The organism is Hyunsoonleella sp. 2307UL5-6 (assembly GCF_047345485.1).
In the GTDB taxonomy this organism is placed as follows: Bacteria; Bacteroidota; Bacteroidia; order Flavobacteriales; family Flavobacteriaceae; genus Jejuia.
In genome coordinates this window covers 508,986-522,252 of record NZ_JBLFEN010000002.1, presented here as the reverse complement: position 1 = coordinate 522,252, position 13,267 = coordinate 508,986, and the positions used below count along the sequence as shown (strand labels likewise).

The following is a 13,267-nucleotide window of genomic DNA, read 5'->3' as shown; positions in this document are numbered from 1 at the left end:
ATGGCTAATAGCTACAACGTGTTATCCACCTTGTGTTGAGGTTATGATTAAAATGGCATCGTTTTGTTGTAAATGCTGTGCGCTCCAACTTGTTTTTTTTATAACGCGGTTATTTACAGCTATAGCAATGCCGTTGGTTTGGATGTTTAAATCGTTAACCAAATCGTTTAATGTTGTTTTTGGTGCAAATTGGTGCTTTTTTTGGTTTACTTCTACAGTAATCATAAAACTAATTTTACAGTAAACCAGGAATAGTGCAGTACTATTTAAAAATTTTAACTTTTTCCTACGTTGGTGTTAACCAAATCAGGTTCTAAGGATATGTCTCAAGCTAGTATATAAGCTACTCCTAAAGTTTACAATTACAAAGATAAGGAATAGTTAGCTTACGTCTTTAGTTTTTATAACACTAATTAAAAATGACCAACGTATTTCCATTTTGTTGAACTCTGTAACGTTTTAACGAACATCGTAAATTACCATTATTTAACGGTTGCCCAGTAAATAGGTTATATTCATTTTCGTCATCACAACCACATTTTGCAGTAAGACCTTCAATAGTTAAAACAGAACATGCCTCAAATATATGGTTTGGATCAGCAGCATCAAACGCTGCAAAATCGCTTCCTGTGTTGGTAATAATAATACCTCCATTTCCTGCATTGGGTATAAAAACAGGATTACTTGGGAATTGTAGTTGATTGAATTGCGGTAAATTAAGATTAACAGGTTCGTTTACGTTAATGTCTAATAAAAACTGACAGTTTTCATCGTTTAAGGAATTACTATCACAAGTAGTCAACATAAATAAACAAATAAAGGCAATAAGTATTCTCATAAAATCTTGGTAATTAAGGTGCAATTTACAATAATATACAATCTTCATTTAAATATTTTGTATATTTGTAATAAGATCTCGTGTAAGCGAGATTTTTTTTATTTTACCCCTGTAAGTAACAGGGTTTTTTAAGTTAAACGATGAAGTTATGAGTAAAGTATCTTACTATACACCAGAAGGGTTAAAAAAATTAAGAGCAGAACTGCAACAGCTTAAAGATGTAGAGCGCGTAAAAGCATCAAAAGCGATTGCAGAAGCAAGAGATAAAGGCGATTTAAGTGAAAATGCTGAATATGATGCTGCTAAAGAAGCTCAAGGTATGCTTGAAATGCGTATTGCAAAACTGGAAGATGCTTTAGCGGGCGCAAGAATAATTGATGAATCTCAATTGGATAATTCTAAAGTATTAGTGCTTTCTAAGGTGAAGATAAAAAACCAAACTAACGGGATGGAAATGAATTATACGTTGGTAGCTGATGGTGAGGCAGATTTGGCTTCGGGTAAAATTTCTGTAAACTCTCCTATTGGAAAAGGATTGTTAGGAAAATCTGTTGGTGAAGTTGCCGAAATTCAAGTACCTAACGGTGTGATGAAGTTTGATGTTATTGAAATTTCAAGATAATAAATATGGCCTCAATTTTCACTAAAATAGTAAACGGTGAAATTCCTTGTTATAAGGTTGCTGAAACAGATGCGTTTTTAGCATTTCTTGATGTAAATCCAAATGCTAAAGGGCACACTTTATGTATCCCAAAAAAAGAAGTAGATAAGTTGCTTGATTTAGATGAAGCTACTTATAACGGTTTAATGCAATTTTCTAGAAAAGTGGGTTTAGCTATTGAGAAAACAATACCTTGTAATCGTGTGGGATTATCAGTAATAGGTTTAGAGTTACCGCATGCACATGTACATTTAATTCCGTTACAATCTATGGATGATGCTCGTTTTGTTAAAAAGGTAAAAATGACTCCAGAAAATTTTAAAAATACTGCAGCTGCAATAAGCGCTAATCTTTAACTTTTTTAATAGTAAAACACTGCTAATCCTAGCGTTATTATAATCGCAAGTGTAATACTAATTACTAATATCCAGAAATTTTTTTTATAATATGTTGATGTTGTTTTTGGTGTAAAAGCTCTTTGCTGATATTCAAATACACGCTCTATATCATCCGTCCATCGTTCAGGATATATTATACTTTCGCATGTGTTACATACTATTTCATGACTTATATGATTGGTAATAGATTTGTAGAATGTGGTTTCAATACATTTTTGTTTAAACATGAGTTGTAAACCCTCATTACTAAAACATTCGGGGCAGTTGTTTTTTAAATCTACCTTTTTAACATCAATTAATGTTTCTGTTTTCATCAGTTTACACGCTTTAAACTAATTTGAAAAGTTGTACCTTCTCCAAGGGTAGAATCTAGTACTTTAATTTTGCCGTTATGGAAATCTTCTATAATACGTTTGGTAAGTGATAATCCTAAACCCCAGCCACGTTTTTTTGTAGTATATCCGGGTTCAAAAATAGCATTGAATTTTTTCTTTGGAATTCCCTTTCCAGTATCGGTAACACTTATTTTTACGTTGTTCTCTAATTGTGAAACTTTAATAGATATTTTTCCTCTACCCTTCATAGCATCAATACCATTTTTCACAAGGTTTTCTATCGTCCAACTATATAACTGTTTATTAAGCTTTACAGGAATTTCAGATTTAGGCATATCAATATCAAACTCAATTAAATCTGATGAACGTAGTTTTAAGTAATCATAGGTTTGTTTGGTTTCAGATACGATATCAGTAGTTTTTAAAGTCGGTAAAGAGCCTATTTTGCTAAAACGTTCAGTAATAGTTTGCAGTCTATCTATATCTTTTTCAATTTCAACAATGTAATCAGGGTTTACATTTTCCGTTTTTAATAACTCTGTCCATCCAATTAAAGAAGATAACGGTGTGCCAATTTGATGCGCTGTTTCCTTTGCCATTCCAGACCAAAGTTTATTTTGGCTAGCGTTTTTATTGCTCTTGTAAAAGAAAAAAATAACACCTGTAAAAAGAAAGATAATAAGTAATAATGCTAAGGGGTAGTATTTTAATTTATTCAATAACGGAGAGTTTCCGTAATAAATAGTTTGTAGTAGCTTATTATCATAAGTTATTTTTATCGGATTGTATTCGTTTTGAAATTTTAAAATTAGCTTTTGAATTTTAATAGAATCCTTAGCAATATTTTCAGCAATATTTTTAGTGTCATAGCTGCCTGTTTTATCAACTATAATCATTGGTGTTGTTTTATTACTTTGCAGTATTTCTATAGGAAGATTACCGATATCAACATCAAGATTATTAGTTTTTGATAATTCTTCTGAAGCGAAGGACCAATTTTTCATTTTTATGCGTTCTTCTTCTTTAAAATTCTGAAAAAACACATAAGTATTCCATAAAATTAGTGATACGATAATGAAAGATATGGTTATCATTATCCAGCGAAATGTATTAGAATATTTGGTAAAAAGCATTCAAATTTTGATTAGTCAGTAATATAATGCAAATCTGTTAATATTATTGTCTCAGTTGTTAGTAAATCTGTTTTTATAAGCGTATTAGAATAGTTACATTTGTTTTAAGTTAAAATTTAGATTACTTTATCTTTGTCAAATATATTGCAATGTTAAAGTGATGTAAACTAAGTCGTTAAACTTAGGTTGATAATAATGAAGAAGTAAGCCATTAGTTAAGCATAAAATTTACGAATTGCTTAAAAAATACTATTACAGGAGAAATTAGATTATATAATAAATACATAGATTACATGGAAGTTCAAGGAAGAATAAAAATGATTGGTGAAACCCAAACTTTTGGGAGTAACGGATTTAGAAAAAGAGAATTAGTGGTAACTACAGAGGAGCAGTATCCACAACATATTTTAGTAGAGTTTGTACAAGATAAGACAGACTTGTTAAATAGTTATAAAGAAGGACAGCAAGTAAAAGTTAATATTAATTTAAGAGGTAGAGAATGGGTTAACCCGCAAGGTGAAACTAAGTATTTTAACTCTGTACAAGGTTGGAGAATTGAAGCCTTACAAAGTGGGGCTGCTGGAGAAAATATACCACCAGTGCCACCAGCAGACGCTTTTGAGCCTGCAGGTGATTTAAAAGAAGAAGATCATGATGATTTGCCTTTTTAACGTAATAAAAGTTTTAAGCTGAATTTGATTCAGTTTCTTATAAAATAAACCTCAATGTTTTTTAAAAAACATTGAGGTTTTGTATTTTTAAAGAAAAAAAGAAAAACTATCGTTGCAAGCCTTTCTTGGGCTTTATTACTATGTTATTTTAACTTATATAATGAAATTTTTAACAGAAGATTTATGGTTTCCAGATGTTGAAAACGCATCAGAGGATGGTATTTTGGCTATTGGTGGCGATTTATCTGTTGCGCGCTTACTTTTAGCGTACCGCTCTGGTATTTTTCCTTGGTTTGAAAGTGATGAGCCAATTTTGTGGTGGAGTCCAGATCCTCGTTTTGTACTCTTCCCCGAAAAGCTTAAAGTGTCTAAAAGTATGCGTCAGGTATTACGAAATAAAGATTTTAAGGTCACTATAAATAAAGATTTTAAATCGGTAATTACTGCTTGTGCAGAAGCTAAACGCCAAGGGCAAACAGGTACATGGATTACTGAGAATATGATTAAAGCCTTTACAGAATTACATAAAATGGGGTATGCCAAATCTGTTGAGGTTTGGAGTGGTACCGAGCTTATTGGTGGTTTTTATGGTATAGATTTAGGTAATGGTATTTTTACTGGCGAAAGTATGTTTGCTAAACAAAGTAATGCGAGTAAAGTAGCATTTATCTCATTTATTCAGAATACAGATTACAAGTTGATAGACTGCCAGGTATTTACAAATCATTTAGCAAGCTTAGGTGCTGAAGAGTTACCTAGAGATACCTTTTTAAAACTTTTAAAAGGATGATATAATTATCCGCTAAAGCGTTTTAAATTTTTAAAATCCCAGTAGTTAATAAAAACAGTTGGTGGCTAGTGTTTACATTAAAGGCCTCTAAACGATATTCTAAACCCGTTTGTAGCTTTAATTGTTCAGTAATTTGCCAACCTATTTGTGATGATAATCTTATATCGGTTTCTGGTTTAATGCCTTCACTTAAACTTAATAAACTTTCTACAGCACTAACTAAATAAGCTTCGCTAATATCTAGTTTTTCTCCATTTAAAGGAAAATCAACAGCAAAACGATAGCGCTGTCTATATATAGTATTGGTATTTAAAATTCGCTGTTCGGTTCTAAAACGATGGCCGTAGCGCACACCTAATTTTTGTTTTGTATAGTTAAACTGTTGTGTAAAACGTATTTCGTTATCCCCAGATTTAAACCAATCTCTATGACGATAATACACCCCAAAACTTAATTTATGGTTGTAGTTTAAACTAAATGTAGAAAAATGAAAAACATCAATTTGTTGTTGTTGGTATTGTACTGCATTATCCCTATATAAAAAATAGCGGCTTCTAGCAGCAAAATTGATACTGTATGTTTGTGATACCTTATGATTTATAGAAACTGCGGTTTCTCCTAAAGACTGTATATTATCTTGAGCTAAAAGAACTGGACAGCACAAGTAAAATATAATAAATATAAGCGATTTAATATAGTGCATGCTCGTAAGACGATGAGGTTACTTTTCTTGAAGCTTTAAATTTACCATCTTTATCAAACGTAAATTCTTTTAGTTCGTGTATGTTATTGGTTTTTACTTCGGCTATTATTTCAAAGTGCGTGTGTGTATCGTTTGGGTGTTTAACAATATGGTGTATAAAAGTTTTGTCTGGTTGCTTTGTGTAATTAACGTATTGTTTTTGAATCTTTAAAAGTCTTGTTTTCTTAAAATTAGTGTCAAAATATGTAGAGATTTCTAAAAGCGTAGTTTTCGGGATATACTTTTCTTTAATTACAATTTCTATATCCTCTAATTTTCCCATTGTATCAAATTCAATACTGTAATACAGCTTTTTTATTTTAAATTTTGCTTCAAAACTGTGTTTCTCTCCATCGGTTTCACGATATAATTTTAGGTATTTAAGTTGATGAGAAAACTCGTTAAAATAGTTTCTAGCCACTTTAGGAAATTCAGACAGTGGTATACGTTCTTCTTTTTCATTTTTAGATTGCGAAAATGAGACAGAAACATATAAAAAAAATATAAAAATACTAAACCTCTTCATATCTAAAACAATGTATTTCATGGTCGTTTACCATACCAGTGGCTTGCATGTGGGCATATACAACTGTAGAGCCTACAAATTTAAATCCACGCTTTTTTAAATCTTTACTAATGGTGTCACTCAGCTCAGTATTAGCTGGTGCATCTCGGTAATTATCAAACTTGTTTTTAATAGGTTTTCCATCTACAAATTTCCAAATATAGGCACTAAAACTACCAAACTCTTCTTGAATTTCTAGAAATGCTTGGGCATTGGTAACCGTTGCATTTACTTTTAACTTATTACGAATAATACCAGCGTTTTGTAAAAGTGTATCTATTTTATCTTGTTTGTAATTTGCTATCTTATTATAATTGAAGTTATCAAATGCTTTTCTAAAATTTTCACGTTTTCGTAATATAGTAATCCAACTTAACCCTGCCTGAAACGTTTCTAAAGTTAAAAATTCAAAAAGTGTGTGATCATCATAAACCGGTACACCCCATTCTTGGTCGTGGTATGTTTCATAAAGTGTATCTCCAACACACCAACCACATCTGTGTTTTTTGGTCATAATTTTTGTATTAAAGCTTAAAGTTACTTTTTTTTAATCAATTTTTTAGATATAAAATTAACCCGTTTAGCTTTTTTAGTGCAACTTTTGTTACGCTATTTTAGCAAGTAAATGACTTATTTTGTAATGTATTTTAATTAAAGCAGACAAACATTACATAAACTATATAAAATGACACATCCAACAATAGCATCTAGTCTAGAAAAAGCGATCTCCTACAATACCTATAGAGACTTAATAAACAACTTAGCCGAAAATAATGGCACTACAGGTATAGAACAAGCCGAGGCGTTAATTACTTATACGAAGTTAAATGCGCGACGAATGAAACGATGGGATAAAACTTTAAAAGTTTCTGAAAAAGCACAACAAAAAGTAGCTGGTTTTTCCAGAAAAACAACATGGTTAGTTATTACAGAAAGTTGGTGTGGCGATGCGGCTCATGTAATTCCTGTTTTAAATAAGTTAGCGGAGTTGAACGATAATATTGATTTGAAATTTGTGATGAGAGATGAAAACATTGAGTTAATTGATATGTTTTTAACTAATGGTGGACGAGCAATAGCTAAACTTATTATGCTAGATACAGAAACGGGAGAAGTATTAAATACATTTGGGCCAAGACCAAGTGAAGCTACAACATTAGTGAATGCATATAAAGCAAAACACGGTAAATTAACACCAGAATTTAAAGAAGATTTACAGGTTTGGTACAATAAAAATAAAGGACAAAATATAATAGATGATGTGATACAAATGCAGTGCAGTTTTGAGGCAGAAACTTGTGTTTAGTATATAAACTTGTTTTATTTAAAACGTAAAGTAGCTCTATTTAGAGCTACTTTTTTTGTTTATATAAAGTCATTTTTCAAAATATGATAAAAGTCAGCAGATTGAGAGCGCTAACCTTCTAAATTTGTTGCATTCTCTTTTAAAGTATTTACTATGAAAACTATTATTCAATCTGGTATTAAAAAGAGTATGTCTTACGATGCATACCTGAATTTAGTTAAAGAGTTAGTAGAAAACAGGATGACTACTGGCAATGAACAAACAATTACATTAATTAATTATACCAAATTGAATGAAAGGCGTATGAGGCGTTGGAACAAAAATTTACAAATTTCGTCAGCTTTAAAAAATAAACTTTTAGAATTTAAAATTAAAATAACTTGGTTAGTTATAACAGAAAGTTGGTGTGGAGATGCAGCTCATATTTTACCGGTATTTAATAAGATAGCAGAGGTGAATTATAACATAAATTATCGTGTGGTTTTACGTGATGAAAACCCACAACTAATAAATGCATTCTTAACTTTTGGTAGTAAAGCGATACCAAAATTAATTGTTATTGATGATATATCGGGAGAAGTTCTTGAGACTTATGGGCCAAGACCAAGTGAAGCTGAAGGTTATGTAAATAGATTTAAGGCTAGTAATGGCGGACTAACAGATAGTTTTAAAACAGATTTACAGCATTGGTATAACAACGATAAAGGACAAAATATAATTAATGACATTATACAGTTGTTAAGCCATATAGAATCTGCTAGCGTTTACCAATAAAGTTAAAAGTAATAGAACCTATTTGAGTTTCTTTAGAGGCATCACTATTAAATCTAGCGTCTTTTGCATATTGTAGTGCATGCTCAATTAAACATGCATTAGATGATGTAGAAGAGGTGTTGGTATACGTGTCAATAACGTCACCATTAGTGTTTACCGTTATGTTTACTACTATTGTGCCACTAATTTCGCATAAATACACCGGAATTGGAATATAAATAGCGTTACGATTTTTTAGAGAATAACGTACTGTGCTTTTTGTATTAGCACCTTCACTTTGTTGTTTTTTAAGTAAATCGTTTACCTTACTAAAAGAAGAAAGATCTTTGTTTTTTAGTTTTTCAGGATTTGAATTTTTGTATTTAGATTTATAACTCGCAAGGGCATTAGAATTATCTATAGTTCTAGATTGAGGCTCATAATCTTCAGGAGGTGCTATGGTTTTGTATGCCCCAGCAAAATGTTTATTGGTATTCGATTGGTTAAAAGCTTTATTTGTTTCAGCTTTATTTAGTTTATCTAAAGCTTTAAGCGTCTTTATATCTTCGTTAGTAAGTGTCTTCTCTGGTTCTATTTCATAATAACTTTCAGAAATGAGCTTACTTTGTTGTTTCAAACTAAGGTTGAAAATAAAAAGTATTACCGTACCAGTAATAAGTAAGGTTAACAATAGGGCTTTATGCTGATTTGTTAGGGTCAAATCGATGTTTTAATAATGTTTTTACTTTAAATATACGTAAATATAAAGATTTTAGTTGTTAAGTCCTTTTATAAAGGTATCAATAGACATGCCATTATCTACATTAAAGTTGCCTATTTTAGTTCGCCTTAGTGCAGAAAGATGAGCGCCAGAGTTTAGTGCTTTTCCAAAATCGTGAGCTAAAGAGCGAATATAAGTGCCTTTGCTACACACCACTTTAAAATCTACTTGTAATGCTGAAATTTTAGTGATTTCAAATTCTGAAATAGACACAGTTCTTGATTTTATGTCAACAGTTTCACCCGCACGAGCAAACTCATACAAACGCTTGCCATCTTTCTTTATAGCCGAAAATACAGGAGGGAATTGTTGAATATCACCTACAAACTGAGACGTGGTTTTGTGAATCAAATCCTCTGAGATATGCTTAGTAGGGTAAGTATTATCAATTTCAGTTTCTAAATCAAAAGAAGGTGTAGTGCTACCTAAAACTAGCGTGCCAGTATATTCTTTAATTTGCCCTTGATAGATATTGATTTCCTTAGTTTTTTTTCCAGTACAAATCACTAATAAACCAGTAGCTAAAGGATCTAACGTGCCAGCATGTCCTACTTTTATTTTTTTAATGTTGAAGGCTTGCCGGATTTCCCAACGCAGTTTGTTTACCACTTGAAAGGAGGTCCAATGTAGAGGTTTATCAATTAACAAAACCTGTCCAGCAAGGTAATCTTTTTTATTTAGCATAAAAATTAAGTCAATTAGGATATCAAATCTATAATTTGAAGTATCGATAATAAATATTTTTCATAAAAATTTATTGATACTACTATGTCTTCATGTTTTAAATATCACTTAAAGAGACATGTAAATTAATTAAACAAAGTAAAAACAATGGCTATGATGCCAACAATTAGGCAGTAAATCGCAAAGTAGGATAATTTACTTTTTTTAACCAAGGCAATCATCCAAGTGCAAGCAAATAAACCTGCAATAAATGCTGCTATAAAACCAACGGTTAATGCAGTGATATTTTGACTTTCGGTAGAAATATCTCCACTTAAAATATCTTTAGCAATTTTTCCAAAAATTAAAGGCACTACCATTAAAAACGAGAAACGTGCTGCTTTAGTTTTATCATTACCCAATAACACCGATGTAGATATAGTAGCGCCAGAACGCGAAATACCTGGAAGCATTGCAATAGCTTGTGATATACCTATAACAAAGGCATTACTAAAACTTACTTTTTTATTGGTGTCTTTAGCCTTATCTGCTAAAAATAAAAGTAATGCGGTAACAATTAGCATACATCCCACCAGTAAAATATTACCACCAAAAAGTGCTTCTAACTGTTCTTCAAAAAATAAACCAACAACAACTGCAGGTAGCATAGATACTACAATTTTTGCTAAAAACTGCATGTCTTCATTCCATTTAAGTTTTAAAATTCCCTTAATAATGTCTAGAATATCTTTTCTAAACACCACTATGGTACTTAAAGCAGTGGCAAAATGAAGCACTACGGTAAATAATAAACTTTCTTCTGGAACAGAATTATCACCTAAAATAGCTTTTCCTAGTTCTAAATGACCACTTGATGATACAGGTAAAAACTCTGTAAGTCCTTGTATAATGCCTAAAATAATAGCGTCGATTATATCCATAGCGCAAAAATATTAAAATAGTGGTACAAATGAAGTTTAAAGGCGTAAACTTTATAGTAATGAATTGTATTTTAGTTAAATGAAAATAGTACTCGCACCAGATAAGTTTAAAGGTACTTTAACAGGGATACAATTTTGTGCAGCTGTAGAAGAAGGCATTAAAGAAGTGATACCAAATACCGAAATAATCAAACTGCCACTTGCTGATGGAGGTGATGGAACGATTGAAATTTTAGAGTATCATTTAAAAGGAAAACGCATAAAAGTTAAAGTCAACGACCCTTTATTCAGACGAATTGAAGCATCCTATTTATATATGGATACTATTGAAACAGCGTTTATTGAGATGGCTGAAACATCTGGGATGTACCTCTTAAAACCTGAGGAACAAAATTGTTATCACACGACTACTTTAGGTACAGGAGAACTTATTCTGGATGCCATTAGAAAAGGTGCGAAATCCATTATTTTGGGTATTGGCGGAAGTGCTACTAACGATTGTGGTATGGGAATGGCGACTGCTTTGGGTTATAAGTTTTATGATAAAAATGGTGTTGAGTTAAGCCCAATTGGAAAGAATTTACCAAACATTGATACGATTATTGGTGATAATGTTACTGGTGCTTTAAAAGCTATTGATTTTAAAGTAGCCTGTGATGTTACAAATCCGTTGTATGGAGAAAATGGGGCAGCATATGTTTACGGTCCTCAAAAAGGCGCTTCAAAAGAAGAAATAGCACAGTTGGATATTGGGTTGAAAAACATATCAAGTTTATTTAAAAAACAGTTCAATATTGATGTTCAAAATATAAAAGGAGCAGGAGCTGCAGGTGGTATGGGTGCAGGAACATCGGTGTTTTTGAATGCAACCTTACTCTCAGGAATTGATTTAGTAAAAGATTTAATCCATTTTGATGCTAAAATAGAGGATTCAGATTGGATTATTACAGGTGAAGGGAAATTAGATACACAAACTATGTCTGGAAAAACCATTCAAGGTGTATTGGCTTCTGCGAAAGCGAAACGGATAAAAGTAGCTGCGTTTTGTGGAGCGATTGATTTAGATAGCCAACAACCTGCAGATTTTGGAATACAGTATGCAGATGCTGTTATAAATTATGCCAAAGATTTAGATGATGCGATGCGTAATAGCAGCTATTATGTAAAAAAAATAGCGTCGGAATTTGCTAATTCATTAAAATCTTGATTTGCGTTGAGCACTACTTTTTATCTGGATTCAGCAAAATAGCATAAATCTGAATACCAAAACCAATAAGCACTAATGTTGGAGCTAAACGAATACGTCTCCAAGAAAATATTTCGGGATTAAAAACATTAGGGTCGTCGCTACCGCCGCCTGCCATTAGTATAAAACCAAGAGCAATACATGCTAAACCAATAAACATAAATTTATAGTTTTTTTTGCCAAATACAAATATTGGTTTTGCGTAGTCTTTACGTTTTTTCTCTCCCATAATTTAATAGAATTGATGCAAATTAAGTGATTTATTTAAAATGAAGTGTTAATATGAGTTTAAAATTTTTAGTTGCACTAGATGTTTGGTTTTGAAATAAATTTGATTTTATCGTAGCTATTTTGTGTTTTTCTAAGTAAGAGTGGTGTTCCCCTCCTTGGAGGGGTTAGGGGTGGGTTAGCGTTAGGGATTGCAGAGGAAAGCCCACAGCCCGACGAAGGAGGTGCGAGGACTTGCAACGTAAAGCCCGACCCCTTTTCGGGGTAACGCCCAAATTATTTTAATAATACAGCTCATCTGTTTTTAAATTCAAAAAACGTTGTGTGGCAAAAAATGTGCTTATCCAAGTAATTATGATGCCTAAGGCAAAAATAACAGCAAAAAGTACAACCATTAAAATGGGGTTGGTTAAAAGCTCGAGTTCTGGGAAGCTTTTGTTAATATAATACAGTACAATGGCCATACCAATGAGTGCTAAAACAGCACCGATAATACCAAGGCGGACACTTTTCCATACAAACGGGCGACGAATAAATTGTTTTGTAGCACCAACCATTTGCATGGTTTTTATAGTAAAGCGTTTGGAGTATACTGCCAACCGTAACGAACTATTTATTAATAAGAAAGCAATTAAAGTAAATAAACAGCTGATGACTAACACCCAAACACTTATTTTTTTAACGTTATCGTTCATAAGATTTACCAAATCGTTATCGTAGGTAACTTCGTCTACAAAGGTTTTGTTTAAGGCTTCGGCTGAAATTTTTTCTAAATGCTCTGATGTTACAAAATCGGCTTTTAAATGCACATCTATAGAGTTTTGTAAAGGGTTGTAGCCCACAAAATCCATAAAATCTTCGCCAGTTTCAGCCTTCATAAATGCAGCGGCATCTGCTTTAGAGACGTATTTTGTAGATTTTACATAATCTGCCATGGCCAAACTTTTTTCTAGCTGTTTGCGCTCTACATTTTTAGCGGTGTCTTTTAGGTAAATGGTAACAACGACTTGTTCCTTAAAATGGTCGGATACTTTTTTTGCATTTAGTACCAACATTCCTAATAAGCCTAATAAAAATAATACCAAAGCGATACTTATCACTACAGAAATATAGGAGGATACTAAGCGGCGTTTTTGATGTTTTTCGAAGGCTGAACTCATTAAGATATTAGATTGATGCTGTAAAAATACTAAAGTATATGATATGTGTATTTGTA

Annotated in this window: 19 protein-coding genes and 1 riboswitch; of the genes, 7 read left to right on the top strand and 12 right to left on the bottom strand. The window is 32.0% G+C overall.

Translation table 11 applies throughout. The annotated features are described in order from the left end of the window. Positions 1 to 21: 21 nt before the first annotated feature. On the bottom strand, positions 22 to 225 hold the full coding sequence (thiS, locus tag ACKGJY_RS05760; RefSeq protein ID WP_413972907.1) for a sulfur carrier protein ThiS: 204 nt from the start codon (positions 223 to 225) through the stop codon (positions 22 to 24). A 41-nt stretch (positions 226 to 266) separates the two neighbouring features. Continuing rightward, a riboswitch (TPP riboswitch) is annotated at positions 267 to 361 on the bottom strand. A gap of 48 nt (positions 362 to 409) precedes the next feature. Beyond that, positions 410 to 838, bottom strand: a complete 429-nt coding sequence (locus ACKGJY_RS05755) for a hypothetical protein (protein WP_413972906.1) — start codon at positions 836 to 838, stop codon at positions 410 to 412. A gap of 148 nt (positions 839 to 986) precedes the next feature. Here ACKGJY_RS05755 and greA point away from each other — a divergent pair, with 148 nt between their 5' ends. Together greA and ACKGJY_RS05745 are read left to right on the top strand one after the other, a co-directional pair. Next, complete coding sequence (gene greA, locus ACKGJY_RS05750) at positions 987 to 1,460, top strand: transcription elongation factor GreA (protein ID WP_413972905.1); 474 nt, start codon at positions 987 to 989, stop codon at positions 1,458 to 1,460. A gap of 5 nt (positions 1,461 to 1,465) precedes the next feature. After that, a complete protein-coding gene (locus tag ACKGJY_RS05745) occupies positions 1,466 to 1,855 on the top strand; it encodes an HIT family protein (RefSeq protein ID WP_413972904.1) in 390 nt (129 codons plus the stop codon). A 5-nt stretch (positions 1,856 to 1,860) separates the two neighbouring features. On the opposite strand, the gene ACKGJY_RS05740 is transcribed toward ACKGJY_RS05745, so the two are convergent. Next, a complete protein-coding gene (locus ACKGJY_RS05740) occupies positions 1,861 to 2,211 on the bottom strand; it encodes a hypothetical protein (RefSeq protein WP_413972903.1) in 351 nt (116 codons plus the stop codon). Beyond that, positions 2,211 to 3,365 (bottom strand): sensor histidine kinase, encoded by a 1,155-nt coding sequence (locus ACKGJY_RS05735; RefSeq protein ID WP_413972902.1) that lies wholly within the window; start codon positions 3,363 to 3,365, stop codon positions 2,211 to 2,213. Before ACKGJY_RS05735 ends, ACKGJY_RS05740 begins: the two co-directional genes overlap by 1 nt. 293 nt (positions 3,366 to 3,658) lie before the next feature. Here ACKGJY_RS05735 and ACKGJY_RS05730 point away from each other — a divergent pair, with 293 nt between their 5' ends. Both ACKGJY_RS05730 and aat read left to right on the top strand, forming a co-directional pair. Beyond that, positions 3,659 to 4,036: a DUF3127 domain-containing protein gene (locus ACKGJY_RS05730; protein ID WP_413972901.1), complete on the top strand. Its 378-nt coding sequence runs from the start codon at positions 3,659 to 3,661 to the stop codon at positions 4,034 to 4,036. 160 nt (positions 4,037 to 4,196) lie between these two features. Further along, complete coding sequence (gene aat / locus ACKGJY_RS05725; protein WP_413972900.1) at positions 4,197 to 4,826, top strand: leucyl/phenylalanyl-tRNA--protein transferase; 630 nt, start codon at positions 4,197 to 4,199, stop codon at positions 4,824 to 4,826. Between the two features lie 22 nt (positions 4,827 to 4,848). Here the strand turns inward: aat and ACKGJY_RS05720 are convergent, their stop codons facing one another. From ACKGJY_RS05720 to ACKGJY_RS05710, 3 genes are read right to left on the bottom strand one after another with little or no spacing between them, the layout of a single operon-like run. Beyond that, positions 4,849 to 5,529: a DUF2490 domain-containing protein gene (locus ACKGJY_RS05720; RefSeq protein WP_413972899.1), complete on the bottom strand. Its 681-nt coding sequence runs from the start codon at positions 5,527 to 5,529 to the stop codon at positions 4,849 to 4,851. Continuing rightward, positions 5,516 to 6,115 carry a hypothetical protein gene (locus ACKGJY_RS05715; protein WP_413972898.1) on the bottom strand — a complete coding sequence of 200 codons (600 nt, stop codon included), beginning with the start codon at positions 6,113 to 6,115 and terminating at the stop codon, positions 5,516 to 5,518. Before ACKGJY_RS05715 ends, ACKGJY_RS05720 begins: the two co-directional genes overlap by 14 nt. Next, the gene (locus ACKGJY_RS05710) at positions 6,081 to 6,647 is read right to left on the bottom strand and encodes a DNA-3-methyladenine glycosylase I (RefSeq protein WP_413972897.1); all 567 of its coding nucleotides are present in this window, start codon (positions 6,645 to 6,647) and stop codon (positions 6,081 to 6,083) included. Before ACKGJY_RS05710 ends, ACKGJY_RS05715 begins: the two co-directional genes overlap by 35 nt. Before the next feature lie 171 nt (positions 6,648 to 6,818). On the opposite strand from ACKGJY_RS05710, the gene ACKGJY_RS05705 reads away from it, so the two are divergent. Then, positions 6,819 to 7,439: a thioredoxin family protein gene (locus ACKGJY_RS05705; RefSeq protein WP_413972896.1), complete on the top strand. Its 621-nt coding sequence runs from the start codon at positions 6,819 to 6,821 to the stop codon at positions 7,437 to 7,439. Between the two features lie 153 nt (positions 7,440 to 7,592). Beyond that, positions 7,593 to 8,213, top strand: coding sequence for a thioredoxin family protein (locus ACKGJY_RS05700; protein WP_413972895.1), 621 nt, complete (start codon positions 7,593 to 7,595; stop codon positions 8,211 to 8,213). On the opposite strand, the gene ACKGJY_RS05695 is transcribed toward ACKGJY_RS05700, so the two are convergent. From ACKGJY_RS05695 to ACKGJY_RS05685, 3 genes are all read right to left on the bottom strand, one after another. Further along, on the bottom strand, positions 8,197 to 8,829 hold the full coding sequence (locus ACKGJY_RS05695) for a hypothetical protein (protein WP_413972894.1): 633 nt from the start codon (positions 8,827 to 8,829) through the stop codon (positions 8,197 to 8,199). The two genes, ACKGJY_RS05700 and ACKGJY_RS05695, sit on opposite strands and share 17 nt — an antisense overlap. Positions 8,830 to 8,964: 135 nt before the next feature. Then, positions 8,965 to 9,657 (bottom strand): tRNA pseudouridine(55) synthase TruB, encoded by a 693-nt coding sequence (truB, locus tag ACKGJY_RS05690; RefSeq protein ID WP_413972893.1) that lies wholly within the window; start codon positions 9,655 to 9,657, stop codon positions 8,965 to 8,967. 125 nt (positions 9,658 to 9,782) lie between these two features. Beyond that, positions 9,783 to 10,577, bottom strand: a complete 795-nt coding sequence (locus ACKGJY_RS05685; RefSeq protein WP_413972892.1) for an undecaprenyl-diphosphate phosphatase — start codon at positions 10,575 to 10,577, stop codon at positions 9,783 to 9,785. A gap of 79 nt (positions 10,578 to 10,656) precedes the next feature. Between ACKGJY_RS05685 and ACKGJY_RS05680 the strand changes: the two genes are divergently transcribed. Continuing rightward, positions 10,657 to 11,784, top strand: coding sequence for a glycerate kinase (locus ACKGJY_RS05680; protein WP_413972891.1), 1,128 nt, complete (start codon positions 10,657 to 10,659; stop codon positions 11,782 to 11,784). Between the two features lie 13 nt (positions 11,785 to 11,797). On the opposite strand, the gene ACKGJY_RS05675 is transcribed toward ACKGJY_RS05680, so the two are convergent. Both ACKGJY_RS05675 and ACKGJY_RS05670 read right to left on the bottom strand, forming a co-directional pair. Then, entirely contained in the window at positions 11,798 to 12,052 is a 255-nt protein-coding gene (locus tag ACKGJY_RS05675) for a DUF3098 domain-containing protein (RefSeq protein WP_413972890.1), read from the bottom strand. Positions 12,053 to 12,332: 280 nt separating this feature from the next. Continuing rightward, a complete protein-coding gene (locus ACKGJY_RS05670) occupies positions 12,333 to 13,211 on the bottom strand; it encodes a cell division protein FtsX (RefSeq protein WP_413972889.1) in 879 nt (292 codons plus the stop codon). Between the last annotated feature and the right edge of the window lie 56 nt (positions 13,212 to 13,267).

Excerpts from the sequence above, each read along its gene's own strand:
- aat (WP_413972900.1), top strand. The coding sequence starts at position 4,197 with ATGAAATTTTTAACAGAAGATTTATGGTTTCCAGATGTTGAAAACGCA.
- ACKGJY_RS05715 (WP_413972898.1), bottom strand. The coding sequence starts at position 6,115 with ATGAAATACATTGTTTTAGATATGAAGAGGTTTAGTATTTTTATATTT.
- ACKGJY_RS05745 (WP_413972904.1), top strand. The coding sequence starts at position 1,466 with ATGGCCTCAATTTTCACTAAAATAGTAAACGGTGAAATTCCTTGTTAT.
- ACKGJY_RS05700 (WP_413972895.1), top strand. The coding sequence starts at position 7,593 with ATGAAAACTATTATTCAATCTGGTATTAAAAAGAGTATGTCTTACGAT.
- ACKGJY_RS05755 (WP_413972906.1), bottom strand. The coding sequence starts at position 838 with ATGAGAATACTTATTGCCTTTATTTGTTTATTTATGTTGACTACTTGT.
- ACKGJY_RS05705 (WP_413972896.1), top strand. The coding sequence starts at position 6,819 with ATGACACATCCAACAATAGCATCTAGTCTAGAAAAAGCGATCTCCTAC.
- ACKGJY_RS05735 (WP_413972902.1), bottom strand. The coding sequence starts at position 3,365 with ATGCTTTTTACCAAATATTCTAATACATTTCGCTGGATAATGATAACC.
- ACKGJY_RS05675 (WP_413972890.1), bottom strand. The coding sequence starts at position 12,052 with ATGGGAGAGAAAAAACGTAAAGACTACGCAAAACCAATATTTGTATTT.
- ACKGJY_RS05670 (WP_413972889.1), bottom strand. The coding sequence starts at position 13,211 with ATGAGTTCAGCCTTCGAAAAACATCAAAAACGCCGCTTAGTATCCTCC.
- ACKGJY_RS05680 (WP_413972891.1), top strand. The coding sequence starts at position 10,657 with ATGAAAATAGTACTCGCACCAGATAAGTTTAAAGGTACTTTAACAGGG.
- ACKGJY_RS05710 (WP_413972897.1), bottom strand. The coding sequence starts at position 6,647 with ATGACCAAAAAACACAGATGTGGTTGGTGTGTTGGAGATACACTTTAT.
- truB (WP_413972893.1), bottom strand. The coding sequence starts at position 9,657 with ATGCTAAATAAAAAAGATTACCTTGCTGGACAGGTTTTGTTAATTGAT.
- thiS (WP_413972907.1), bottom strand. The coding sequence starts at position 225 with ATGATTACTGTAGAAGTAAACCAAAAAAAGCACCAATTTGCACCAAAA.
- greA (WP_413972905.1), top strand. The coding sequence starts at position 987 with ATGAGTAAAGTATCTTACTATACACCAGAAGGGTTAAAAAAATTAAGA.
- ACKGJY_RS05740 (WP_413972903.1), bottom strand. The coding sequence starts at position 2,211 with ATGAAAACAGAAACATTAATTGATGTTAAAAAGGTAGATTTAAAAAAC.
- ACKGJY_RS05685 (WP_413972892.1), bottom strand. The coding sequence starts at position 10,577 with ATGGATATAATCGACGCTATTATTTTAGGCATTATACAAGGACTTACA.
- ACKGJY_RS05720 (WP_413972899.1), bottom strand. The coding sequence starts at position 5,529 with ATGCACTATATTAAATCGCTTATATTTATTATATTTTACTTGTGCTGT.
- ACKGJY_RS05730 (WP_413972901.1), top strand. The coding sequence starts at position 3,659 with ATGGAAGTTCAAGGAAGAATAAAAATGATTGGTGAAACCCAAACTTTT.